This is a genomic window from Cryobacterium sp. Hz9 (assembly GCF_004402825.1).
In the GTDB taxonomy this organism is placed as follows: domain Bacteria; phylum Actinomycetota; class Actinomycetes; order Actinomycetales; family Microbacteriaceae; genus Cryobacterium; species Cryobacterium gelidum.
Genome location: NZ_SOFC01000021.1, coordinates 230,873 through 254,391, shown reverse-complemented (window position 1 = coordinate 254,391; position 23,519 = coordinate 230,873). Strand labels below are relative to the sequence as shown.

Sequence of the window (23,519 nt, the reverse complement as noted above, 5' to 3'; positions counted from 1 at the left end):
CCCAACGGCCCGAAACTAAAAGGATAGAGTCACGCTCCAATCACTGGAGCGTGACTCTATTTTTGTATCTCCGTGTGGCGCCGATGACGGAATCTCCCAGCTTCGCGGCTGCCATTCATGCAATGATTGCGAATGGTAATGGCTAGCTAGGTTAGCTACTTCTGATCCGGGCGCAGTTTGTGTGCAAGATTTGAGATTTATACATTTCTTTCCCGGCGTGGATCGACCGAGATCAACCCAAGTTCACTCGCGGCGTGCCGGATCACCGCGATCGATCCGCGGAGACTTTCGCGGGGAGGAGATGCCCGTGGCTACCCACACCGCCCTGGACGAGCAGCGTGCTGCTGCCACTATCCTCGAAGGCATTCGCCGGGCCGACGATCTCACGGTCGCGGCCGCTCGCGACGGTGGGGCTCGGGCCGTGCGACTGCTGGCCCAGGCGGCGACCGACCCGAGCGACCAACTCACTGCCATCGCGGCGGTGCATGCCCTCGCCCAGGTCTTCGACAATTCTGCCGATGACGTTCTCGTCGTCCTGTTGCACCACGACTCGGCGTTTTTGCGCGAGCACGCGGCCTGGGCGCTCGGTACCCGGCTGCCACGCTACGACGCCATAGCAGGCCTGGTGACGCTCGTTCGCGGAGGCGGTTTCACCGGAATGCTTGCCCAGCGCACCCTGGGACAGTGGGGCTCCTCGGCCGCTTCCCAAATCGGATTGTTCCTCGAGGGCGCTCTTCTGGGCATCAGCGAGGCGCCCGCCCGCGCCCGACTGGTCGAGACCATCGGCCTCATTCCCGGCCGGGTCCCGGAACGTCTGCTACGACGCGTAGCCACCGACAACACCGAGAATCTGCACGCCCGCGTCGCTGCCGTCGCGGCATTGGGTGACCGCGCCCCGAGCACAGCCGTGGTGTCACTGTTGCGTGCGCTCTCAGAAACGGATGCCCGCTCTCCCGACAACGAGGCAAGCGACCTCGCCGCCGTCGCGCGCCTGGCCCTGTTCGACCTGACGGCGACGACCGCTTCCCGGGAGACGTGGAATCAGGGCACGACGATTGCCCAGTTATTCCTGCACGCCGACATCGACGGTGAGCTCTCCCAGGTGGGTGCCGGGGACAACGGCGGCATCGCGACCCTGCTCGTCAGGCTCGGTGATGCTCTTGTTGCCGGCTCCGCTGGGGAAAACCGGGTGATCACCATTTCGCGCGGAACCCCCGAATCGGCCCTGGACGGTCTAGCCGGTGTCGGTTCGACGCCGGCGCATTCCTTCGCAACGGTGCCATTCGTGGGCGGTGCGGTACCGTCGATCGACGCGTGGCCGCGTCGGGTCGCGGCCGAACGTGGTATTCGCCGCATTCTGCGCTCGGCCGGCGAGGTCGACGCGATCCACCTGCGCATGGCCGACGTCGGCAGCCTTGCCGCGGCGACGGTGGCTCGCGACCTGGACATTCCGGTGGTATTCACCGTGGCGCCCGACCCGCACGGCGTGATCGATTCGCTCGAATCGAGCGGCGCTCTCACCCGGGCCAACTTCGGCGCCGTCGATGCGATCGAACATTTCTGGTTTCGCGCCCGTCTCGTACAGCGCCTCGCCGCCGATGCCGCCCACACCGTGCTGTTTCCGCGACCGCAACTGCAGCAAGACATTGAGCGGCTGATCGGCATCGACGTCGGAGCGCACCCTGAGCGGCATTCCGTCATTCCCGAAGGCATCGACCTCGCGGTGATCGACCGTTCCCGCACCGATGCGCTCGGATCGCTCGGACTGACCGGCGGGAGCCTGCTGGTCGGCACTGACGCCCACGCCCGGACCGCGCTGGAACCTGCCGCCGTGGCGTTCGACCAGCTCGACACCCTGCTCCGCACCCTCCCGCCCCTGCGACGCGGCCTGCCGCTGCTGGTCAGCGTCGGACGTCTGCACCGCGTCAAGGGCATGGCCGTCCTGGTCGAGGCGTGGAACACCGATCTGGCACTACAGGCTCGCTGCAATCTGCTGATTGTGGGCGGCGACCTGGAACATCCGTCGTTCGATGAAGCTAGCGAGTTGGAGCGCATGGCCGGCACCGTGGCTGGAGGTGCTCTAGCCGATTCCGCTGCCCACGGCTTGCTGCTGGCCGGTCATCGTGCCAATGACACCGTCGCTCGCTGGCTCGCCGCGGTCCGTTACGGTCGGCCGGGCCTTGCGGCCCCGTTCGGCGTGTATGTCTGCGCGAGCATGAAAGAGGAGTTCGGAATTGCGCTGCTCGAGGCGATGGCTACGGGGCTCACCGTGGTCGCCCCCAACGGCGGCGGACCGGCGACGTACATCGAGCAGGGCGTGACGGGCGTTCTGGTCGACACCGGAGACAGTTCTGCACTGACTCGTGGCATCACGCACGCTTTCGCCCTGGCAGCCGGGGTGCACGGCGGGGAAAACGCCGCGCGGGCTCGCGCCATGGTCGCCGCCGATTTCACGATCGAGGCAATGGCCAGCACCCTCTCGGTGGTGTACCACGATGTCGCCGTGGCGATCGACCCGGTTTCCTGGGAACTGAGCGTCTCATGACGCTCCTGATCATCAGCCCGGACTACGCCTCGCACCTGTATCCGCTCGCCACGCTCGGTACCGCCTGGGCAGAAGCCGGGGAACGCGTGGTGGTCGCGAGCGGACCGGCCACGGCCGATATCGTTGCCGCTTTCGGGTTCGAACGGGAAAATCTGCAACTGGGCCGCGGCTCCAACCCCGGCACCATCCGGGTCGAGCAGCAGCCTGCGGGTGAAGACGACGCCCTGCGCGGCTTCTTCGATGCGACCCGCCGTGGCATGGTCGACACCCTGCGGTTTCAGGCCGAGGCGCGCAGCAGTGATCTGCTCTTCAACCCGGTCCAGGTCGCCCGCGAGGTGCAGCGCATCGTCGCCCGGGTGCGTCCAGACCAGGTGATCGTCGACCACCTGGCCTTCAGCGCCCGGCTCGGGCTGCTCACGGCGGGCGTCGCGCACGCGGACGTGGTGCTCGGGCATCCGTCGGCGCTGCCGGTGGGCGTGGAGGTCTACGGCTACCCGCCCGCCTGGCCCGCCGTGTTCACGCCCGAAGTTACCGAGCTGGCCCTGCTCGAGCTGCAGTGCGAGGCTGTGCGCGATGCGTTCACCGCCCAGTGGAACGACGCCCTGCTGGAGCTCGACCCGGCAGCGGCGCCGAGCCGGGACGCCTTCCAGGAGTGCGGCGACGTGCTGCTACTCAACTACCCGGCCGAACTGCACGCTCTGGCGCGCACGACTGCGCTGCCGCCACACGTGTTTCTCGGCTCTGCCGTGCGGTCCGAGGTCGTCGACCCCGAGGTTGAGGCGTGGCTGGATCAGGATTCCCTGCCCGTGGTGTACGTCAGCTTCGGAAGTTTTCTGTCGGTGCGCGGCGATGTGCTCGCGCGCGTTACCGCAGCTCTGAAGGACCTGCCGGTGCGGGTCGCCATCGCTGTCGGGGCGACGGACCCCGGTGAACTCGGGCGCATTCCTGACTCCTGGCTGGTGCGCGCTTTTCTTCCGCAGGTGCGCCTCCTGCAGGAAGCCGTCCTCGCCGTGACCCACGGCGGCAACAATTCAGTGACGGAGGCGATGACCGCCGGGGTGCCGCTGGTCGTGCTTCCGTTCTCGACCGACCAGTTCGCCGGCGCGGCCGCCCTCGATGCGGCGGGGTTCGGCACCTCATTGCCCCCCAACACCGCCACGATCCTCGATCTACGGCGCGCTTGTGAGCGGATGCTGCGCCTCGCCGGCGACCCGCGAGCGCGCCTCGATGCGCTGTCGGTGTTGCTCACCCTGCAGTCTGGAGCGTCGCGTGCCCATGCGGCGCTCACCAAGGTGCCGTCTCGGGCTTAGGTTCCCTGGTCAGTCCGGCCGGTCGACGTCAACCCCGGTGCCGAGGTCGCCACACTCGACCGCCCTAGCCGTGTGCGCCTTCAGGTACGCACCGGCGCCGGAATCACCGGCTGCAGTTGCGATGAGCGGCGCCCAGTGCGCCCGGCCGATCACGACGGGGTGGCCCGGTTGGCCGAAAAACCGCGCTTGGCGCAAGACGCCTGGCTGGCTGTTCGTGCCGATCACCCGAGTGACCGTTGCCGCGTTCAGGTCGGGCACGTCCACCGGAATGACCGCCACGGCCGTGATATCGGGTTGATCGAGGGCGCAGCGCAGACCGGTACGCAGGGAGGCGGAGAGGCCGTCGGCCCAGTCGGCAGCCTGCACCACCAGAACGGATGCCGCCGGTGGGAGCAGGGCCGCGGCCTCGGCCCCGCGCGCGCCCAGCACGACGATCACGGGAAAGCATCCGGCAGTTGTCAGTACCTCGACGGCGTGCTGAAGCCAGGATCGCCCGGCTGCGTCGCGCACGAGTGCCTTGGGCTGGCCGAAGCGCGAACCAGCCCCGGCGGCGAGCACGAGCCCGGCGACACCGCTGGGCGGGGACGGCGGCATCTGCATGCTTGCCATCGTAGGGTTTTCGGGCCGTCACCGGGCGCAGGAGGTCGGGAACCTGGGGAGCCAGGCTGCCGCTCAGCCGTGCAACAGCCGCCAGATGCGGTCGGGGGACATGGGCAGTTCCGTGGGACGGATGCCGATAGCGTCGCGGATCGCATTGGCCAGCGCCGGCGCGACCGGGTTATAGGTCGATTCGCTCATCGACTTGGCACCGTACGGCCCGAGCACGTCGTGGCTCTGTGCAAAGTACACCTCGGTGACCGGCAGATCCACGAGCTGGGGCACGTGGTAGTTGCGCAGCACCCGTGTCGTCACGGCTCCGGCGCCGTCGAGCACGACCTCCTCGAACAGGGCGGTACCGAGCGCCTGCGCGACGCCGCCCTCGATCTGCCCGCGGCACTGCTCAGGGTTCACGACGAAGCCGGCATCGGCGGCTTGAACGGATTGCAGAATGCGCACCTCGCCGGTCGCGGTGTTCACGGCCACCCGAAACGCGTGCACGTTGAAGGCGAGGGAGCGCAGCGCCCCGTCTTCGCGGCGCACGGCGGTCAGGTCGACGTCGTTCGCAGTGGCCCAGTGCATCAGGGTATCAAGCGAGACCAGTTCGGACTCTGACTCCACGGCGCGCAGCCCGTCGTGCTCGAGCTGCCAGGTCCCGGTATCGGTTCCTCTGGTCAAGCCGTGTCCGCTCCACGCCGACGCGGCTTCGACGAGCGTTTCGGCCAGCGCGGTCGCCGCGGCGAGCACGGCCTTGCCCGCCACGACGACACCGGCCGAGCCGAACGCGCCGGAGTCGTAGCCGGCGGCATCCGTATCGGAGTGCAGCAGATCGATGCGGTCCACGGTCGTGTGCAGCGCCGTCGCGGCGATCTGGGCGTGCACGGTCGTGGTGCCGTTGCCGAACTCGGTGGTGCCGACCCGCACCAGATAGCGGCCGCCCGCCACGAGCTGAACGGATGCCTGCGAGCGGTGCCCGCGTGGCGGCGTGGTGGCGATCATCGACGACGCCATGCCGGTGCCGACCCGCCACTGCAGCCCCACCGGGACGACGGCCCGATTGCCGCGTTTCAGTGCCGCTTCGGCGAGGTCGAGGCACTGGTCGAGGCCGTAGCTGCCGAAGATGAGGTCGGGGCCTTCCTCATGGGTGACCACGAGCGGGTCACCCGGCCGCACCGAGTTCAGTCGGCGCAGCTCAAACGGGTCCACGCCGAGTTCGCGGGCCAGCTCGTCGAGCGCGCATTCTATCGCGAAGATGACCTGGCCGAGGCCGTAGCCGCGGAAGGCACCCGACGGGGGATTGTTGGTGTACACACTCTGCGCATCCACTCTTTTGTTGGGCACGTTGTAGAGCGCGACGGATTCACTCGTACCGTGGAACATCACGCCGGGCGCGTGGTTGCCATAAGCGCCGGTGTCGGCGAGCACGCCCAGTTTCAGGGCGGTGAGGCGGCCGTCGCCCTGGGCTCCGACGGTCACATCGATCGTCATCGGATGCCGTACCGGCGTGATGGTGAACTCGTCGGTGCGGGTGAATTCGTATTGCACCGGGCGCCCGGTGCTGAGCACGGCGAGGGTGACGAGGTCTTCGGTGAGCAGCTCCTGCTTGCCCCCGAAGCCGCCGCCGACCCGCGCGGTGAACACGCGCACTCCGGCCGGGTCGAGGTCGAACAGGCGGCAGATCTCCTTCTGCACCAGGAATGGAACCTGCGAGCTCGTGCGCAATACCAGCCGGTCGCCGGAGAGCCAGCCCATCGTGGCGTGGGTTTCGAGGTGGGTGTGGGCGATCCGCTGGGTCTGCCAGCGACCGGAGACGATGGTGGTCGCCATCTCGAGGCCCTCGTCGACGGAGCCGAATTCGCCGTGCAACTCGGCCACGAGGTTGCGGGTCGGATCGGCCAGGCGGGAGACGACCGGGTCCTTGTCGCCGTGCACGAGCGGCGCGCCGGGCGCGCCGGCCAGTCGAGGATCGAACACGGCGTCCCGCAACTCGTATTCGACGTCAATGAGCCGGCAGGCCGCCTCGGCAATCGCCACCGAATCGGCCACGACCGCCGCCACCCGCTGCCCGCGAAAGCGCAGGGTCTGGTCAAAAACCAGGGTGTCGTCGGGGTCGTCGAAGCGGCTCTCGTGCCGCGCCGTCGAAAACAGGGTCGTGGGGGAGTCGGCGTGGGTGAACACACGGTGCACGCCCGGTAGCGCTGCAGCCTTCGCCACATTCAGAGAGCGGATGCGTGCGTGGGCATGCGGACTCCCCAGCACGGCCAGGTGCAGCAGACCGGGGATGGCCACATCGAGGGTGTACGGTTCCAGGCCGCTCACCACGCGCTCCCCGGCGATCGCGCCGGGGGAGGTGCCGACCAGACCGGCGCCCCGCGCATCCCGAGTGCGTCCGGTCGCCCGCACCGGCCCGAGGCTCGACGCCTCGGCGTGCTCGTGCCCAGGCGCGGTGTGGCAGGACCCATCCGGCGGGGTGTGCTGGCCGACGATCGAATCGGAGATCGAGCGGTAGCCGGTGCACCGGCACAGGTTTCCCTTCAGCAGTCGGGGCAGGTCGTCGACGGCCAGGGCGGCATCCGCTTCGATGGCGGCGGCGGTGACGATCATGCCCGGAGTGCAGAAGCCACACTGAAAGCCGGAAGCGTCGACGAAGCGCTGCTGTATCGGGGCCAGGTTGCCGGGCTGGCCGAGACCGGCCGCCGTCGTGATCTGCTTTCCGACTGCCCGGTGCGCCGGGTAGATGCAGGAATGCACGGGCGTGCCGTCGACCTGCACCGTGCAGGCGCCGCAATCGCCGGTGTCGCACCCCTTCTTCACCTCGAAGTGCTCGTGCTCGCGCAGCAGGGTGCGCAGGCACTGGCCGGGAGCCGGCGTCGCCTCGACCCGGGTGCCATTGACCTCAAAGGTCATGGCGCCGGTCTCTTCGATTTTCGCCTGTTCCAGCGTCATGCGCGGCCTCCGGCCAGTTCGAGTTCGACGCGAATCTCTTCGCCGAGCAGTAGACCCATCGCGCGTCGCCAGTCGGCGGCGCCGTGGGCATCCGTGAACCAGCAGTCGATCGTGTTGATATCGCGGGCGAGGACGTGGGCGGTGGGTAGCGCCGAGTAGCGCAGCTGCACCGGGCGCAGCGTCGCTGCCGTCACCGTGAGCACGAAAGCACCGACCGCGTCGAGCCGTCCGGCGAGCACCGCGCCCGAGCGCCCGAGCGGCGACAGGGCAATCTTGCGATAGGCCGTCTGCGCGTGCAGCGAGGCGAGCGGCACGTGGATCGAGCGCAAAACATCGCCGTCGGCGAGCACATTGGTCATGTCGCCGGTCACGAACGAGCGGGCCGGCACGACGTCGTCGCTACCGTCAGCCCGCCAGACCAGCAGTTCGGCGTCGAGCGCGACCGCGAGGGTGATCATGGGGCCGGCCGGGAGGGAGGTGGCCAGGTTACCGCCGACCGTCGCCACGTTCCACACCTTAAAGGAGCCGTACAGGGCCGTGCAGCACTGATAGAACAACGGATGCGCCGCCCAGCCGTTCTGCAGCGGCAGCCGGGAGAGCTCGGCCACCGTACAGGTCGCACCGATAACGAGACCATCGTCGGTCACCGTGAGGGCGGGCCAGTCGAAGGTCTGCAGGTCGATGAGACCGGTGAGATGTGTGCGCGGGTCGGCGTACAGCTCGGATCCGCCGGCCAGCGGCACGACGGTCGGCCCGAGCGCGTCGAGGTCGCTGCGCTGACGAGCAGGGATGACGTGTGTCACGGTGTTGAGGTCCATGGTTGTCTCCGTCGGATGCCGTGGAGCCACCTTGAGAGGCGGTGGCGCATCCGTGCGAGCGGCTCTGGGCGCACGGTCTGAGGGCCCGAGCGCGTGTCGGATGTTCTGCCGAAGCCCACGCCGAGTCTTGGCAAATACTACCGCGTGGGAGCCGTGCATTTGCTCCGGCGCTGGTACCCGGTTGAGACTGCCGTCGCCACTCGGAAACCGGTCGATTCACAGCCGACGATGTCAGGATTAGTCACCTTTCGACGGTGGGAGACCGAGATGACCGCTGCCCCAACCCCCGATCACACAATGCCGATCGCAAACCCGACTACCGACTCATCCGCACGCGTTCCCGACCATTTCGACGTGGTGGTGATCGGTGCCGGCCCGGCGGGGACTGCTGCAGCCCTGCGCGCCGCCGAGCTCGGGGCATCCGTCGCCATCTGCGAGTCTGATCGCCTCGGGGGCACGTGCGTGAATACCGGATGCGTGCCCACCCGGGTGCTCGCCAAAACAGCGCGGCTCATGCGGGAGATCCGAACCGCCGACGCGTATGGCATCTCGGTGACTGAACGCCCCATCGACTGGCCGGCCACGGTCGCCCGCGTCCGGGAGACCGTCGACCGGGTGCGGTCACTGAAAAACGAGGCGACCCGCTTTGCCGACGCCGGCGTTCAACTCATTCTCGAAGGGCGCGCCCGCTTTGTGGATCCGTCCACGATCATGCTCGAGACGGGGCGCACGATTACGGCCGGCGCAGTGCTGGTGTGCGTGGGTGGTCATTCCCGACGTCTGCCCGTGCCGGGAGCCGAACTCGCGATGGTACCGGAGCACGTACTCGACCTGCCGAGCATTCCCGTGCGCCTCGCCGTGATCGGCGGAGGGAACACCGGTGCGCAGCTGGTCACCGTGTTCAGTTCGTTCGGCTCCGCTGTCACCTTGCTCGACGTCGCAGACCGGGTGCTCGCCACATCCGATCAGTCCGTCTCGCAGGCCGTCGCCGACGCCTTCGTCGAGCAGGGCATCGCGCTTCGCCTCGGCATTGAGGGAATCGGCGGGCTTGAACGAGCCTCCGACGGCTCGATCACGCTGACCTGGCACGAGGACGGCCGCACCGTAGCGGGCAGCTTCGACGCGGTGATGATGGCAACCGGCTGGCCGGCGGATGTCGACGACCTCGGCCTCGAAACAGCCGGCGTGGTCACGAGCCGTTCGTCTATCCCGGTCGATGCGGATTTTCGCAGTTCAGTACCGCACATCTTCGCCGTCGGCGATGCCAACGGCCGGGACATGCTCGTGCAGGCCGCACAGTTCGAAGGAGAGGCCGCAGCCGAGAACGCCGTGTTGGACGCCACCCGGCGCTCGCCGCATCACTTGCTTCCTGCGGGTGGGTTCACCGATCCCGACTACGCAGGTGTCGGCCTGACCGAGGTTGAGGCCCGGCAACGCGACGAGCTCTGCGTCGTAGCGGTGGTGCCCTATTCGCTCCTGGATCGCGCGGTGATCGACGATCGCCAACGGGGATTTCTGAAGCTCATCACTGACCGCCGGCGTGAGCTCATTCTTGGCGCCCACTCGGTCGGCGAGAACGCCGTGGAGGTCATTCAATCCGTCACTACGGCAATGGCCGCCGGAATCGATGTGGCTACGCTAGCCAACGTACGGTTCGCCTACCCCACCTACAGCGCAGTGATCGGACTCGCTGCACGGGCTCTGCTGGCCGAGCACGCTGATCGCTCACCGATACCCCTCATTCACACGTCGATCGCGTAGACGAGTTCCTCCTGCAGCATCCCGAGCCATTCGTAGAGTTCGCGCAAAAAAGGCATGTCTTCGGTCGTCAGGTGCACGTCACCATCGGGGGAGATCTGCAGCCGGTCGGCGAGGGTCAGCCGCAGGTCGGTGAGGCTGCGCAGCCAGGCCTGCACGGTGTCGGGGTCGAGCGGGATCGTGATCGGCTGGCGATCATCGGTGTTCGTGTCGGTGTCTGGGTTCGCGCGCGAAGCCGAAGCAGCGCCCGGGCCGGTGGCATCCGCTTCGCTGGTCTCGCTGACACCGAGCGAGTCCCGCACGACCTGGGCATTTTGCGCCTTGCGTTCGAGGAGACCGGGGGCCGTGAAGCGACGAAACTCAGCCGCCGCTTCGTCGTCGTCGCGGTAGGCGTCGGGGAGCAGCCGGCCGAAGACTGCGTCACTGGCCGCGAGCTCCGGGTCAGCGGAGCCAGCATTGAGCATCTCCAACAGCTGCGTGATGGCCAGACCCAGCAGGTCCGCCTCGATCGGCTCGAAGTGGCCGAGCAGCACGCCGGACTCCTGCATGGTGAACCACCGCATGACGGTCATTCCTCCGCCTTGGCCAGCGTCGCCCAGAGACCGTAGCCGTGCATGGCTTCGACGTGGCGTTCCATCGATTCACGGTTGCCGGTAGCCACGACGGCCCGGCCGTTGTTGTGCACCTGCAGCATGAGTCGTTCGGCGTGCTTGGGGGTGACTCCGAAGTAGCTGCGAAACACGTAGGCGACATACGACATGAGATTGACCGGGTCGTCCCAGACCAGGGTCACCCACGGTCGGTCGAGTGACACCTCCTCGCGCAGCTCGGTGTGTTCGGCAGTCTTGGTCACCCCTTAAGCCTCACACGCTCCCGCCGGGTTTTCCACCGCGGGGTCATACTTGCAGCCCGCGGCGCCCGGGTTCGGGGGCGAGGGAATATCCTTGGGGTATGACGTCTTCCGCACCATCGTCCGCGAGTTCCGCAGTCCCCGGCGCGCTGCACCCTGAGTTGGCCCCGTTGACCAACATCGACGTTGAGCGCATTCGCAACGACTTCCCGGTGCTGCACCAGACGGTGAACGGGCATCCGCTCACCTATCTCGACTCGGGCGCCACCTCGCAGAATCCGATCAGCGTGCTGGAAGCGGAGCAGGAATACTACGAGCAGCGCAACGCCGCCGTGCACCGCGGCGCCCACACCCTCGCCGTCGAGGCCACCGAGGCCTTCGAAGCGGCTCGCGAGAAAGTGGCCGCGTTCGTCGGCGCCGAGACCGACGAGATCGTCTGGACCTCCAACGCCACCGAGGCCATCAACCTGCTGGCGTACAGCTTCTCCAACGCCTCGCTCGGGCTGGGCGGCCCGGCGGCCCGCCGGTTCAGCCTCGGTTCCGGCGACGAGATCGTGGTCACCGAGATGGAACACCACGCCAACCTCATACCCTGGCAGCAACTCGCGCTGCGCACCGGCGCTACCCTGCGTTTCATTCCCGTACTCGATGATGGCAGCCTCGATCTGCTGGCCGCAGCGGATGTCGTCGGTCAACACACACGACTGCTCGCCTTCACTCATGGCTCGAACGTCACCGGAATCATCAACCCGGTCGCCGAACTCGTGGCGCTGGCTCGTAAAGTCGGGGCCCTGGTCGTGTTGGACGCCTGCCAGACGGTGCCACACCTGCCGGTCGACGTGCAGGCGCTCGATGTGGACTTCGCCGTCTTCTCCGGCCACAAGATGCTCGGCCCGACGGGCATCGGCGTGCTCTTCGGCAAGGCAGAACTGCTCGCCGACATGCCGCCTTTTCTCACCGGCGGATCGATGATCACAACGGTGAACATGCAGGCCGCCGAATTTCTGGCACCGCCGCAACGCTTCGAAGCCGGCACCCAGCGCATCTCACAGGCGATCGCGCTGGCCGCAGCCGTAGACTACCTGAGCGAAACCGGCATGGATCGGGTCGCTGCCTGGGAGGCCCAGCTCGGCCAGCGCCTGGTCGCGGGGCTCGCCGAAATTGGCGGCGTGCGCCTGCTCGGACCCGGCGTCGGCGTGGAACGGCTCGGCCTCGCCGCCGTCGATGTCGCGGGTGTGCACGCGCACGATGTGGGCCAGTTTCTCGACGATGCCGGTATCGCCGTGCGGGTCGGCCATCACTGCGCGCAGCCGCTGCATCGCCGACTGGGCGTGACCGCGTCCACCCGGGCGAGCACCTATCTCTACAACACCACCGACGAGGTCGACCTGTTTCTGGCCACCCTCGCCGAAGTCGCCCCCTTCTTCGGCGTCAGCGCAGGAGCCACCCGATGAGCGACCTGCAAAGCCTGTACCAGACCATTATTCTGGAACACTCCAAGGAGCGGCACGGAGCGGCCTTGCTCACGCCGCTGGCCGAGGCCGTGTCCCGCGGCGCCGCGAGCGGTTTGAGCGTGGCCGAATCGCACCAGATCAACACCACCTGCGGTGACGAGGTCACCCTGCGCGTCTCGATCGCCGCCGGAACGGTCACCGACCTGGTCTGGAGCGGCGAGGGCTGCTCGATCTCGCAGGCATCCGCTTCGATTCTCACCGACACCCTGCGCGGCCTCAGCACGGACGAGGCACGCGCTTTGCTCGACAACTTTCGCGAGATGCTGCGCTCCCGCGGCAAGATCGAGCCGGACGAAGAGATTCTCGGGGATGCCGCCGCCTTCGGGGGAGTGTCGCGCTACCCCGCCAGGGTCAAGTGCGCCATGCTGCCCTGGGTCGCCTTCGAGGCTGCCCTGATCGAGACCGAGTCGCGCTAGCAGCGCACAGCTGACCTGACGACGGAACGCGTGGCGTTGCCGATTCATCCTCGTGCCTGACAGGGTGAATGTAGAAAGCCGATAGATGACGTACCGCAGCTAGAACGGGGCGGTGTCGCCAGCTTGGTTGGGGTCGTCGGGGGTGAGGACCGCGAGGTCGGCCCAAACGTCGATGGGCCGCTGCACGGTGCTAGTGGCGGGGATGTATTCGCTTGTGGCGGAGTTCGGGCCCAGGCGAGTGGCGGGGTGGGTGGCGTAGTGTTTGCCGGCGGGGCTGGTCCAGTGCAGGACACCGTCCGGGGTCTGCTGTGCGGTCCATCCGGTCTCTGTTTTGAGTCGGTGGCCGCGTTTGCACAGGTGGGCGAGGTTGTTCCAGCGGGTTTCGCCGTTGTATTGCCAGTCGTGGGTGTGGTCGATTTCGCTGTGCCGTGCTTGTCGGGTGCAGCCGGGGAAACGGCAGGTGCCGTCGCGAATCTCGAGCCATTTTTTCAGGTCGGCGGGGACTTTATAGCGGGTTTTGCCGACGCTGAGGACCGCGCTGGTCTCGGGGTGGATCAGGATCCGGGTGAAGCTTTTCGCGGTGGCGGCGACGCGGCGGGCGGTTTCGGCGTTGATCGGGCCGAAGCCGTCAAGGGTGCCAGGCGCCTCGCTGTGGCCCATCAGCGTCAGCACCGGCACGGTCACGTTCACCAACCCCTGCACCCCGGCGCCGAGTCCGGTCTCCGTCACTCCCGTCAGCAGCAGGTCGACGGCGACGTCGAGGCGTTGCTGGCCGAGATGGCGGTTGTCGACGGGCTCCAGTGCGGCAGCGTTGTGCAGGCTGCGCGCGAGGGTGTCGACGCGGTCAGTGATCGCGGCGGCGTCTTCCTGGCTGAGGGTCAGTTCAAGGCAGGCCATTCCGTCCCGGGCGGGCATGACCGAGAAGCAGCGTTGGCTGAGCGCCTTCTTGTGCCGGGTGACGATGGATTCCGGGTGGGAGAGTTCCCGCACTGTGACGGCCCGCTTCTTCAACTGCCCCACCGTCAGGTCTTCAGAACCAGTGAGCGCCTCGGCTTCGAATGCGGCCCAGCTATCGGCGGGCAGGGACAGCGCGTTGTCGACGATGACCTCCACGTGCCGGTAACTGATCAGCCCCGCGGCAAGCCGGGCGCGGGTGGCGGGCAGGTCGTGCTGCAACGTCTTGCTCACACAGAGCAGGTTGCGTGCGGTATTTTCGTGCACGCGAAGCAGACAGCCGAGTTCGGCGACGAGGCCTTCCTCGGCGGCTTGCGTCTCCGACCAGCGCTGCAACGGCCGGCCCTGTTCGCCGGCCGCTTGTGCTTGCTGCGTCAGCATCACCCGCGCCAGCGGGCGCCCGGTCACGGCAGTGCTAGCCACCCTGCGTGCGAGGTCGTCGATCGCGGTCGCCCGCGCGGCGTGGGCCCGGTTGATGGTGAGGTCACACTCCCGCACGGCGTCGAGCAGCCGCACCTGCTCCGCATCGACGGGGCGCGCCTTCCAGTCCTGCAGGGAGGCCTCGACCACGTAGTTCAAAGCCTGCACCCCCGATATCGTCTTGCGCCCGGCCGACCGCCGCGTCTCCGGGCGCCTGCCGGGCACAATCCCCGCCGCCGCCATCTCGGCCGCCCACTCCGCACGTTCGGCAGCAGTCACCACGGCTCGGGCGTCAACCGCGGCATTCTCCGCCGCGAGGGCTGCGGACTCGACGGCGGAGGCGGACTCGGTGGACTCCGCGCCGCTTCTTCTCGCCATAGCAACTTCGGCAGGCTCGTGAGCGGCTTTACCAGTGCCTTGAGGTTTACCAGTGCCGTGAGGTTTACCAGTGCCGTGAGGTTTACCAGTGTCTTCAGGTTTGCCAGTGCCTTGAACGGCCGCGCGGCTCGCGCTGGGAGGCTCCGAGTTTGGAGGTGGATCGTCGTTGATCGCCATAAGATCATTATCTCACGGATCGAACAAAAAAACGATACTCGCTCAAGTTTCATCGCAAAATATCGACTTGAGTCTCGTACTCAATTGCTAATCACGCACCCGTGGCAGATTGTCTACTCGAGCAGAAAAGGCGCAGAAACTAGCGGTCCGTAGTACCGAGCTCGGCGTGCAGCGGCCAATCCTGATCATCAAGGATGAGCTGTGCGCAGGCACCGGTGCGAGCATTGACCACGATGGGAGCCATCAGGTTCACCGTCGTTGTGCTCTCGCCGGGGTTGACGACTACGAGCACGAGGGCGTCGTCGGGCGTCGTCAGAGACAGCGCGATCGACTGCTCGCTCGAGATCGTCGGGGTGTAGTTCGGCAGAAAAATGGCCGCATCGAGCACGAACAGGCGCGTGGCGGGCTGAGCGGATGCCTGCAGGGAGTACAGCCCGGCGGCCCCCTCGATCTCGTTGAGCACGAAGTCGGTGAGCGGCGCCAGCCCTGGCGGGGAAGAGACGAAGCTGAGGGTGGGGCTGGTGAGAGTCGTGCTCATGAAAGAAAGTCCATCAGGGTTGGTTGGAGTACACGGGCGGTAACGGCGAGGGCGGCCTGATAGGTCACTTCCTGCAGTTTCAGATCGATGATGACTTGGCCGAGGTCGGCGTCCTCGATGCCGGACCGCTGGGCATCCAGTGTGCCGCTCTTTTCGAGCAAGGTCGATTGAGCGCGTTCCATTTGCACCTGGCGGGCGCCGATCTCGCTATGCTGACCGGTCATGATGGCCATCCGTTCGTCGAGACCTTCGAGGCGGGCGCCCACGTTGATCGAGGTGTCGGTTGAGCGCAGGTCGGCGACGATATCGTCGAGCAGCGTGAACACCGAGGCGTTCGCGGTGCCGAAAATGGTGCCACCGTCGGCATCGACCCGCACGGTGCTGGTAGCACTGATGCGACGCTCGACGCTGCCGGTGCCACTTTCATAGTCGTAGATTTTTGGGTTCGTACCCTGAACGGTGAATGCCGTCGGCTCATTCGAGTTGCCGGCAAAGACGCTGCGCCCGAGAAATTTTGTGTTCGCCTGCGACAGCAGGTCGGTCTTGAGGCCCTCGACCTCGATCGCGATGGCGTTTTTGGCCGTTGCCGAGAGTGAGCCGGAGTTCGCTCCCTGCACGGTGAGGTCACGCACGCGGTTCATGATGTCTGACACCGAACTGAGCGACGATTCGATCGTGGTGAGCCAGTCGTTACCGTTGTCGGCATTGGCGCTGTACTGGTCGACCGCACGCATCTCGGCGCGCACCGCCATCGCCGCGGCGGCAGCCGTGGGGTCGTCGGAGGAACGGTTGATGGATTTGAGCGTGCTCGCCTTTTCCTGGAGCCGGGCGAGGTGCGTCATATTTTCTTGCAGGTTGCGCTGGGCGGCGCGCATCTGCGTCTGGGTGGTCACTCTCTCGACCATGGGTTATCTCCCGACCAATCCGGTGCGGTTGATCAGGGTGTCGAGCATCTCGTCGACGGCCGTCATCATGCGCGCCGCGCCCTGGTAGGCGTGCTGGAACATGAGCAGGTTCACGTTCTCCTCGTCGAGGTCCACCGACGAGTTGGCGAGCTGCTGGTTGGCTGCCCCCGACGCCGTCGCGCTGGCCAGCGCCGCCGATTGCAGCTCGGTCTGCGTGAGCACGCCGGTCTTCGTGACGAAATCCGACCAGGTGGTACTCGGCGAGACAATGGCGCTGCCATCCGCGGCGAATCCCGCGCCGAGCTGGGCGATGGCATCCGCTATCGAACCGTCGTAGGCGCCGGTGCCTTCGGCACGCAAGGCCAGGTCAGCGGATCTCGTCGGCACGACACTGAGACCCGTCGCTTCGGGTGCACCTGAAGCGAAGGTAAAGAACTTCAACCCGGTGGCATCGGTTTGCGTATACCCGGTTGTATAGATGGCGTTGACCTTGGTGGCCAGATCGCTCGCGAATGAGTTGTATGAGGTCGCAGCCTCGGCCAGAGCGCCACCGGCACCGTTACCTGCAGCAGGAGCGAGTAGTGACAGCGCCCCGGCGATTTCACCTGCGTCCATCGTGACGGGGGTGTTGGCGTTATCCGTCCACTCGAGCTGCACCGACTTGTTGTCCTGCATGACCCGTGCACCGGTAACGCTCAGTTGATGAGTCGTGCCGCCGGAGACGAGCGCGTTGCCGCCCACCAGCACGTTCACCGTGCCGTCGGCCTGCTCGGTGACGGTCGCGCCGGTGAGGGCGGCGATCGTGGTGGTGAGGCTGGTGCGCTGGTCGAGCAGTTCGTTGGCGGTACCGCCGGTTGCGAGGGTCTGGCGAATCTGCACGTTGAGCGCGGCGACCTGGGTGGCCGCGCCGTTGAGTTCGGAAACCATATTGTCCAGGTCGCTGCGCACCGATGACCACTCGTCGGAGACGGCCTGGTAGCCCTCGGAGATCTGGGTCAGCAATTCGCCGGCGGTGCCGAGCAGCAGCGCGGCGGGCGCTGCGGTGTCGGTGCCATTGGCGAGCGTCTGCCAGCCGGCCCAGAATTCATCGAGCTTGGCCGAGATGCCGTCTTCGCCGGGTTCGTTGAGTGAGTCCTCGACCGAGGCCAGCGCGTTGGCGCGCACCGCCGTGTAGCCAGCGGTCGCGGCGGTGGCTCGAACCCGGGCATCCAGTTGGGCACTGGCGAGGCGAATGATGCCGTCGAGGGCAACGCCTTCGCCGACCCGAGCGCCCTGGGTGAAGACGCCGGTCGACGCAGTGGCGCCGAGAGCGGAGGTTGATACTCGCTGTCGGGTGTAGCCATCCGTGTTGGCGTTGGCAATGTTCTGCCCGACCACGTTGAGACCCTGGCGCGCGGCGACAAGGCCGGTGTACGCGGTGTTCAAACCACCAAAAGTGCTCACCGTGTTCTCCGATCTTCTCGTTGGGCGTTCGAATTCAAAGGTTGCGGTCGAAAATGCGCGCAGCTGTCACGGGTTCACCGGTGGTGCCGCTGGCATCGTAGGTCTTGGGATTGGCGCTGACCGTGGCCATCGTCTCCTGCGCGGAGCGGGCCGCCGCACGAATAAATCGTTCGTTGGTGTCGCGCAGTTCTTTGATCTGGGTGGTGAGATCGCCCATGGCTTTGAGGTGTGCGGCGAAGATCTCGCCCCACGGCCCGGCGGGAGCATGAGCGCCGAGTTCGCGCAGCGTGGCATTCTCGGTCGTTCCCCACTGGGGGGCGAGGGCGGCTACCTCGATGGAACGGCCGAGTCCAGCTTCACGCACGAGGGTCATGACCTGTTCGACCTCGCGGGTGGCGTGCTGGAGCCAGCGGCTCTTGCCTTCCTGCAACAGCAGGTGTTCCTCTTCGAGTTTGAAGACGAGCAGCTCGAGCAGCTCCCGTTCGCGCCAGAGCAGCGCAGATAGTTCGTTGGCGCCCATGACTCCTCCGTTCACCATTCTTGTCTCAGCCGATGCCACACGGGCGCGCGCACTCCAGCCGATTCGTAGCCACTATCGGCATGAATAACCGCTCGGTTAGCTAATTCTGGCCGCAATGTTGCCGCGATAAGTGCGGGTGTCCCCTAAAGATAGGACCCAAATGTTGCGAATGGAGCTTGTTTTGGTACCCATTTACCCATCTCTGGGGGTAGCTTGTACAGCGAGGCTGTTGTGCCTCGCGCGGGGGTGAACAGCACACACACCGTGAATGGGGTCAGCCAAGGTTCGGGGGGTTGCAGTGAATCGAGCAGATCGCAACACCCTCGTCGTCGAAAACCTGCCGCTGGTCGGCTACCTCGTCTCGGAACTCTGGGCCAAGGCGCGCCACCTGTCGCGCGACGATCTGGCGTCGGCCGGCGCTGTGGCCCTGATCACATCAGCGGATGCCTTCAACCCTGCCCTCGGGGTTCCCTTCGGAGCCTTCGCCCGCCGACGCATCATTGGCGCTTTCGCCGACGAGATGCGCTCGAGCGACTGGGCCACCCGCTCGGCCCGTCGCCGCATCAAAGAAACTTTGGCCGTGCAGGAGACCCTCGCGGCAGCGCTCGGACGCACTCCGAACGTGAACGAGATCGCCGACGCCCTCGGCGTCGACCGCGAGACGGCGGCGGCCGGCCTGGCCGACGCCGCCCGCACCCTGTCGGCCCTCGACGACACGACCGCAGAATTTCTCGTGGCCGACACCGCCATGCCCGAAGAATCGCTGCTCTCCACCGAACGCCTCGTCTATTTGCGGGCGGCCATCACGGCCCTGCCCGAAAAGATGCGTGCCATCGTCGAGCAGATCTACTTCGACGATCGCCCGGTCAAGGACATCGCCGCCGAGCTCGGAACCACGCACTCGGCCGTCTCTCAAATGCGGGCCGAGGCCATCCGGCTACTGCGCGACGGACTCAGCACGCACTACGCCGATGAGGCCGAGACCGCGGCCGCGTATCAACCGCAATCGCGCATTGCTCCGGCCCGCCAAGGGGCCTACCTCGCTCGCCTCGCCGAACTCGCCACGGTGGGAATGACGCGTGCCGCCGATCACCTGCACCTCGACAACAAGGAACGCGCAGTCTCCTGACTGTGCAGTACTCTTTCCGCTGGCCCATGGATGGGCCAGCTGCGCACCACCTCACGGAAGAAACCATTATGAGCATGCAGATCAACACCAACACCTCAGCGTCAGACGCGTACCTCACGCTGGCCGCGACACAGACTCAGCTGACGCAGCCAACCGTCGCTATTACGAGTGGACTCGCTTCGACCGAGCCAGCCGTCACCGAGCCGGCAGTCACCGAGCCGGCCGTCATCGCCGACAGCGTCAATTTCGAGGGCAAGACCCGTGCGGTTTCGGCCGAGAACGCCCTGGCCGCCGCATCCCGCCTGACCAACAACGCCATGGCCGAGCAGATGGTAGACCTCACCCGCGTGAGTATCCTCACGCAGCCGGTCACTGCGGTCTCCGCCCAAGCCAACCAGTCGAACTCCGACGTGCTGCAGTTACTGCGCCCCGCCGCATAGCCGCTACCGCGCTTGACCGGCAGCGGATGTCGCCAGCGTCGTGCCATCCATGCTGACCGTTGCAGAATTGCTCGCCCTGCCGTTGGAACGGCGGTGGCTTGATTCTGCAACGGTCTATTTTTATTCGCGACACCTCGCGCAAGGAGTGGGGGCGATTCGTTGAATTTACGAAATCAGTTCACCCAGATTTCTAACCCGCTATCGCAATCGGTCGATAGCTCATGGTGCTGGCCCATGGATGGGCCGGCGTACTTTGACCCAATCACGGAGGATTCATCATGGGCATGCAGGTAAACACCAACATTGCGGCGAACAACGCGTACCGCAACCTGGCAACAACACAGAACGACCTGTCGAAGTCGCTGGAGAAGCTCTCCAGTGGCCTGCGCATCAACCGTGCAGCGGATGACGCGGCCGGCCTCACCATCTCAGAAGGCCTGAAGTCGCAGGTCGGTGGCCTCACCGTCGCCAGCCGCAATGCCCAGGACGCCATCAGCGTCATCCAGACCGCTGAAGGTTCGCTCAACGAGGTGCAGTCCATTCTGCAGCGCGTTCGTGACCTCGCTGTTCAGGCCGGTAACGACTCGAACAACTCCGATTCGCGTATCGCCATTCAGACGGAAGTTACAGCCCTTACGGATGAACTTGACCGCATCGGCAAGTCGACCAACTTCAACGGCAGGGCTCTCCTTGACGGGACCGCGTCGCTGAGCTTCCAGATCGGGGCCAATGGTAACGCTGTGAACGACCGCATTGCCGTGGATCTGACAGGCACGGATGTCGACGCACTTGCCGCGCGCCTCACGACCGGTGTCGCGGGCGGAAAGATGGATGTACTCACGCCGAGCACCGTTGCTGAAGGCGATCAGACGTTCACCATCACCAACGCTGATGGTAGCTCGAGCCCGGCAGTTGCCAAACTCGGCGCAGCCGGATCCTATGACACTGTTCAGGAGCTTGCCACGGCCATGAACGCGCAGGAGAGCTTTAGCTCCCTTGCAAAAGCTACGGTGGACTCTGACAACAAGTTGGTTGTCACCGCCAACAACGGTGGTGCAATCACTCACTTGGCTAGCAACGGAATCGGTGAGGCTACAACTACTGGGGTTGTGGATCTTGACTTCACTTCCGCTGCGGGTGCTGCGCGAGCCATCGGAGTCATCGACACGGAGCTTAAGGCCATCTCGACCTCGCGCGCCGAGCTCGGTGCCGTGCAGAACCGGTTCGAGAGCGTCATCAAGAACCTGGCCGTCTCCAAGGAGAACCTCACCGCTGCCGGATCGCGTATTCGCGACACCGACATGGCTGAAGAGATGGTCAAGTACACCCGTGCGAACATCCTGTCGCAGGCCGGTACCGCCATGCTCGCGCAGGCGAACCAGAGCAACTCGGGCGTTCTGCAGCTGCTTCAGTAACACCCGCTCAACCGCTCAACCAGATCGATCCTGATCTGAGCTTGGTGGCAGCCGAGGCGCATTCTGAACAAGCGTCCCGGCTGCCGCCAGGCTTTTTCACACCAGCACGCGCATCCGCTTTATCAGGATGCACCAGAGTACGAACCAAGAGAAGGTCACGTCATGTCTCTCGCAGTCGATGGCCTGATCAGCGGCCTGGACACCACGTCGCTCATCAACTCGCTGATGACCCTCGAAGCCGGCCCGCAGAGTCAGCTGAAGGCCAGGGTTACCAGCTCGAACACCCTGGTAACGGCGCTCCAGGGGTTGAATACCTCGATCGCCTCACTCGCCACCCTCGCCGCGAAGGCGACCGCTCCCGACGCGCTCGACCTCTACTCGGCGAAGAGTAGCTCCCCAGGCGTCACCGTTTCGGCCGGGGCAACGGCTACCGGCGGCGAGATCGACATCGTCGTCGACAAGCTCGCTCAGGGCCAAGTATCGGTCTCCAGCGCGGTAGCTGCCTGGCCCGGTTCCAACTTCTCGATCACCAACACGGCGTCGGGCGTGGCCACCGTCATTTCTGCCGGATCGTCGAGACTGGACGACGTCATCACGGCCGTGAATGCCTCCGATGCCGGCGTTAAAGCGGTGAAGGTGGCCGCCGGCACAGACAGCAGCGGCAACGCCCTCTATCGCGTGCAATTCACCGCGACGTCGACCGGCGTCTCCAGCGCATTCACCTTCACCTTCGACCCGTCCGATCCGGCGACCGATCCAACGATGACCCAGATCAAGGGCGCGCAGGATGCCTCGGTGCGGCTGTGGGCCAATACCGGCGCTCAGCAGACGATCACCTCAGCGACCAACACCTTCAGGGACCTCCTGCCGGGAGTCTCGGTGACGGCATCCGCTGTGTCAACCGAACCGGTGACCGTGAGCGTCACCCGCAACGATGCCGCGGTGAGCACCATCGCTTCTGACCTGGTGAGCGCGCTCAACGGGGTCTTTGCTCTCATCTCGACGAAATCCGCCGTGGTCAACAGCACGGATTCCACCGGAAAGGCCGTGCTGTCGGCGGGGGTCTTCACTGGAGACAGCACCGTGCGCGACGTGAAGCAGTCGATTTTGAACGCGGCCTCGGCCCCGGTCGGCGGCAACTCTCCGTCGCAAATTGGCATCAGCATCACGAAGTCCGGCACGCTCGAATTTGATTCAGTCAAGTTCGCCGCCGCGATGGCCAAGGACCCCGACTATGTCAAGGGCGTGCTGATCGAGATCGCCGCGCGCGTGGGGGCAGCGGCGGAGAACGCCTCCGACAAGTACGACGGCATGATCACGTCGAAGATCACCGGGCAGGAGTCTCTCGTGAAGAGCCTCGGCACCCAGATCGACAGCTGGGACCTACGACTGGCATCGCGCCGGTCTACCCTGGAACGCACCTACGCCGCGATGGAAGTACAGCTCAGCAACATGAACGCCCAGTCCGCCTGGCTCACCGCCCAGGTGAGTGGCCTCAACAGCGCGAACGGAAAATGATGACTATGACAATGGGAACCAACGCCCAGCGCTCGCGCTACAACCGCGATGCCGTGCTCTCGGCCACCCCGGTTCGGCTACTCACGATGCTCTACGACCGCCTCTTGCTCGACCTGAACCGCGCCGAAGCGGCCCAGCAACGCCAGGACTGGCAGATGGCGTCGGACAACCTGATTCACGCCCAGGCCATCGTGTCAGAGCTCAGCACCTCGCTCAACGTCGAAGCCTGGGACGGCGGCGAAGGACTCTTCTCGCTCTACACCTACGTCTCGACCGCCATGGTCAGCGCCAATTCCTTTCGCGACGCGACCCGCACCCGCGAGTGCATCGCCCTGCTTGAACCGTTGCGCCTCACCTGGCACGAAGCGGCCGAGCTGTTGCCGGCCGCGCCGGCGCCGGCCGCCCGCCGAAGCGGCGAGCTCGGCATTGGCTAAGACCGCTACAACGGATGCCGCCACCCGCGCCGCATGGGCGGGTGCGCTCGACGCGCTCGAACTGTCGCTCGACACCGCTGCCCGGTCAATGGGCCCGGCAGATGCTGGGGGAGCCCCCGAGCCCCTGACCGCCTGGACACCGCCCGTTGCGCTGGGGCTCCTGCCGGTCGACTTCGCCGAGAGGGCACAGGATCTGCTCACCAACCAGCGGAAACTTATCGGCGAGCTGGAACAGGCCCGCAGCCTCACCCGCAAGCACCTCACGGCGGTGCGATCGGTGCCTCCGGAGCGCGACGCGCGGGCATCTGTTTATTTGGATGTGAACGGTTGACCCCCGTCTGAGGGTAGTTAAACACCGGCGACACGCCGTAGCGCAACAAACTGGGGAAATGTTCCTGCAAACTCCTAACGCTTCTGTCGGGATGGTCGATAGCAAGGACTGAGCACGGATTGCTCATCACCGGGCCACGGATCGGCCGTCTTGTCTTTGTCGA

21 protein-coding genes are annotated in these 23,519 nt (G+C 66.0%); 11 read left to right on the top strand and 10 right to left on the bottom strand.

Annotated elements, in window-relative coordinates:
* The first annotated feature begins 307 nt into the window (after positions 1–307).
* Both E3N85_RS10985 and E3N85_RS10980 read left to right on the top strand, forming a co-directional pair.
* Positions 308–2,545, top strand: a complete 2,238-nt coding sequence (locus E3N85_RS10985; protein ID WP_134463110.1) for a glycosyltransferase — start codon at positions 308–310, stop codon at positions 2,543–2,545.
* Positions 2,542–3,855, top strand: a complete 1,314-nt coding sequence (locus E3N85_RS10980) for a glycosyltransferase (protein ID WP_134463108.1) — start codon at positions 2,542–2,544, stop codon at positions 3,853–3,855. Before E3N85_RS10985 ends, E3N85_RS10980 begins: the two co-directional genes overlap by 4 nt.
* A gap of 9 nt (positions 3,856–3,864) precedes the next feature.
* Here the strand turns inward: E3N85_RS10980 and E3N85_RS10975 are convergent, their stop codons facing one another.
* From E3N85_RS10975 to E3N85_RS10965, 3 genes are all read right to left on the bottom strand, one after another.
* Entirely contained in the window at positions 3,865–4,455 is a 591-nt protein-coding gene (locus E3N85_RS10975) for an NTP transferase domain-containing protein (RefSeq protein WP_241978440.1), read from the bottom strand.
* A gap of 72 nt (positions 4,456–4,527) precedes the next feature.
* Positions 4,528–7,359 (bottom strand): molybdopterin cofactor-binding domain-containing protein, encoded by a 2,832-nt coding sequence (locus tag E3N85_RS10970; RefSeq protein WP_134463188.1) that lies wholly within the window; start codon positions 7,357–7,359, stop codon positions 4,528–4,530.
* A 35-nt stretch (positions 7,360–7,394) separates the two neighbouring features.
* On the bottom strand, positions 7,395–8,216 hold the full coding sequence (locus E3N85_RS10965; RefSeq protein WP_134463106.1) for an FAD binding domain-containing protein: 822 nt from the start codon (positions 8,214–8,216) through the stop codon (positions 7,395–7,397).
* A gap of 267 nt (positions 8,217–8,483) precedes the next feature.
* Here E3N85_RS10965 and E3N85_RS10960 point away from each other — a divergent pair, with 267 nt between their 5' ends.
* The gene (locus E3N85_RS10960) at positions 8,484–9,977 is read left to right on the top strand and encodes an NAD(P)/FAD-dependent oxidoreductase (RefSeq protein WP_241978439.1); all 1,494 of its coding nucleotides are present in this window, start codon (positions 8,484–8,486) and stop codon (positions 9,975–9,977) included.
* On the opposite strand, the gene E3N85_RS10955 is transcribed toward E3N85_RS10960, so the two are convergent.
* Positions 9,959–10,546 carry a DUF2017 family protein gene (locus E3N85_RS10955; protein ID WP_134463104.1) on the bottom strand — a complete coding sequence of 196 codons (588 nt, stop codon included), beginning with the start codon at positions 10,544–10,546 and terminating at the stop codon, positions 9,959–9,961. The genes E3N85_RS10960 and E3N85_RS10955 overlap by 19 nt on opposite strands.
* Positions 10,543–10,827, bottom strand: coding sequence for an ATP-dependent Clp protease adapter ClpS (clpS, locus tag E3N85_RS10950; RefSeq protein WP_134463102.1), 285 nt, complete (start codon positions 10,825–10,827; stop codon positions 10,543–10,545). Before clpS ends, E3N85_RS10955 begins: the two co-directional genes overlap by 4 nt.
* A 98-nt stretch (positions 10,828–10,925) precedes the next feature.
* Between clpS and E3N85_RS10945 the strand changes: the two genes are divergently transcribed.
* Both E3N85_RS10945 and sufU read left to right on the top strand, forming a co-directional pair.
* Positions 10,926–12,278: an aminotransferase class V-fold PLP-dependent enzyme gene (locus tag E3N85_RS10945; protein WP_134463100.1), complete on the top strand. Its 1,353-nt coding sequence runs from the start codon at positions 10,926–10,928 to the stop codon at positions 12,276–12,278.
* Positions 12,275–12,754, top strand: a complete 480-nt coding sequence (sufU, locus tag E3N85_RS10940; protein WP_134463098.1) for a Fe-S cluster assembly sulfur transfer protein SufU — start codon at positions 12,275–12,277, stop codon at positions 12,752–12,754. The genes E3N85_RS10945 and sufU overlap by 4 nt, the downstream gene beginning before the upstream one ends.
* A gap of 99 nt (positions 12,755–12,853) precedes the next feature.
* Here the strand turns inward: sufU and E3N85_RS10935 are convergent, their stop codons facing one another.
* The 5 genes from E3N85_RS10935 to flgN form a co-directional block, all read right to left on the bottom strand.
* The gene (locus E3N85_RS10935; protein WP_166783929.1) at positions 12,854–14,506 is read right to left on the bottom strand and encodes an HNH endonuclease signature motif containing protein; all 1,653 of its coding nucleotides are present in this window, start codon (positions 14,504–14,506) and stop codon (positions 12,854–12,856) included.
* A gap of 316 nt (positions 14,507–14,822) precedes the next feature.
* Complete coding sequence (locus E3N85_RS10930) at positions 14,823–15,221, bottom strand: flagellar assembly protein FliW (RefSeq protein WP_134463094.1); 399 nt, start codon at positions 15,219–15,221, stop codon at positions 14,823–14,825.
* On the bottom strand, positions 15,218–16,126 hold the full coding sequence (gene flgL / locus E3N85_RS10925) for a flagellar hook-associated protein FlgL (protein WP_134463092.1): 909 nt from the start codon (positions 16,124–16,126) through the stop codon (positions 15,218–15,220). The genes E3N85_RS10930 and flgL overlap by 4 nt, the downstream gene beginning before the upstream one ends.
* Before the next feature lie 3 nt (positions 16,127–16,129).
* A complete protein-coding gene (gene flgK, locus E3N85_RS10920) occupies positions 16,130–17,569 on the bottom strand; it encodes a flagellar hook-associated protein FlgK (protein WP_134463090.1) in 1,440 nt (479 codons plus the stop codon).
* A 34-nt stretch (positions 17,570–17,603) separates the two neighbouring features.
* On the bottom strand, positions 17,604–18,089 hold the full coding sequence (flgN, locus tag E3N85_RS10915; protein ID WP_134463088.1) for a flagellar export chaperone FlgN: 486 nt from the start codon (positions 18,087–18,089) through the stop codon (positions 17,604–17,606).
* 298 nt (positions 18,090–18,387) lie between these two features.
* Between flgN and E3N85_RS10910 the strand changes: the two genes are divergently transcribed.
* The 6 genes from E3N85_RS10910 (at position 18,388) to E3N85_RS10885 (ending at position 23,356) form a co-directional block, all read left to right on the top strand.
* Positions 18,388–19,218 (top strand): sigma-70 family RNA polymerase sigma factor, encoded by an 831-nt coding sequence (locus E3N85_RS10910; RefSeq protein ID WP_134463086.1) that lies wholly within the window; start codon positions 18,388–18,390, stop codon positions 19,216–19,218.
* Between the two features lie 26 nt (positions 19,219–19,244).
* Complete coding sequence (locus E3N85_RS10905) at positions 19,245–19,658, top strand: hypothetical protein (protein ID WP_166783928.1); 414 nt, start codon at positions 19,245–19,247, stop codon at positions 19,656–19,658.
* A gap of 278 nt (positions 19,659–19,936) precedes the next feature.
* Complete coding sequence (locus E3N85_RS10900; RefSeq protein ID WP_134463082.1) at positions 19,937–21,073, top strand: flagellin; 1,137 nt, start codon at positions 19,937–19,939, stop codon at positions 21,071–21,073.
* 162 nt (positions 21,074–21,235) lie between these two features.
* A complete protein-coding gene (gene fliD / locus E3N85_RS10895) occupies positions 21,236–22,591 on the top strand; it encodes a flagellar filament capping protein FliD (protein WP_134463080.1) in 1,356 nt (451 codons plus the stop codon).
* 5 nt (positions 22,592–22,596) lie between these two features.
* Positions 22,597–23,025 (top strand): flagellar export chaperone FliS, encoded by a 429-nt coding sequence (gene fliS / locus E3N85_RS10890; protein ID WP_166783927.1) that lies wholly within the window; start codon positions 22,597–22,599, stop codon positions 23,023–23,025.
* Positions 23,018–23,356, top strand: a complete 339-nt coding sequence (locus tag E3N85_RS10885) for a hypothetical protein (protein WP_134463076.1) — start codon at positions 23,018–23,020, stop codon at positions 23,354–23,356. Before fliS ends, E3N85_RS10885 begins: the two co-directional genes overlap by 8 nt.
* Positions 23,357–23,519: the final 163 nt, after the last annotated feature.

Coding starts and splice junctions, on each gene's coding strand:
- E3N85_RS10980 (WP_134463108.1), top strand. CDS start 2,542: ATGACGCTCCTGATCATCAGCCCGGACTACGCCTCGCACCTGTATCCG.
- E3N85_RS10975 (WP_241978440.1), bottom strand. CDS start 4,455: ATGCAGATGCCGCCGTCCCCGCCCAGCGGTGTCGCCGGGCTCGTGCTC.
- E3N85_RS10970 (WP_134463188.1), bottom strand. CDS start 7,359: ATGACCTTTGAGGTCAATGGCACCCGGGTCGAGGCGACGCCGGCTCCC.
- E3N85_RS10965 (WP_134463106.1), bottom strand. CDS start 8,216: ATGGACCTCAACACCGTGACACACGTCATCCCTGCTCGTCAGCGCAGC.
- E3N85_RS10960 (WP_241978439.1), top strand. CDS start 8,484: ATGACCGCTGCCCCAACCCCCGATCACACAATGCCGATCGCAAACCCG.
- E3N85_RS10955 (WP_134463104.1), bottom strand. CDS start 10,546: ATGACCGTCATGCGGTGGTTCACCATGCAGGAGTCCGGCGTGCTGCTC.
- E3N85_RS10945 (WP_134463100.1), top strand. CDS start 10,926: ATGACGTCTTCCGCACCATCGTCCGCGAGTTCCGCAGTCCCCGGCGCG.
- sufU (WP_134463098.1), top strand. CDS start 12,275: ATGAGCGACCTGCAAAGCCTGTACCAGACCATTATTCTGGAACACTCC.
- E3N85_RS10935 (WP_166783929.1), bottom strand. CDS start 14,506: ATGGCGAGAAGAAGCGGCGCGGAGTCCACCGAGTCCGCCTCCGCCGTC.
- E3N85_RS10930 (WP_134463094.1), bottom strand. CDS start 15,221: ATGAGCACGACTCTCACCAGCCCCACCCTCAGCTTCGTCTCTTCCCCG.
- flgL (WP_134463092.1), bottom strand. CDS start 16,126: ATGGTCGAGAGAGTGACCACCCAGACGCAGATGCGCGCCGCCCAGCGC.
- flgN (WP_134463088.1), bottom strand. CDS start 18,089: ATGGGCGCCAACGAACTATCTGCGCTGCTCTGGCGCGAACGGGAGCTG.
- E3N85_RS10905 (WP_166783928.1), top strand. CDS start 19,245: ATGGATGGGCCAGCTGCGCACCACCTCACGGAAGAAACCATTATGAGC.
- E3N85_RS10900 (WP_134463082.1), top strand. CDS start 19,937: ATGGGCATGCAGGTAAACACCAACATTGCGGCGAACAACGCGTACCGC.
- fliD (WP_134463080.1), top strand. CDS start 21,236: ATGTCTCTCGCAGTCGATGGCCTGATCAGCGGCCTGGACACCACGTCG.
- fliS (WP_166783927.1), top strand. CDS start 22,597: ATGACAATGGGAACCAACGCCCAGCGCTCGCGCTACAACCGCGATGCC.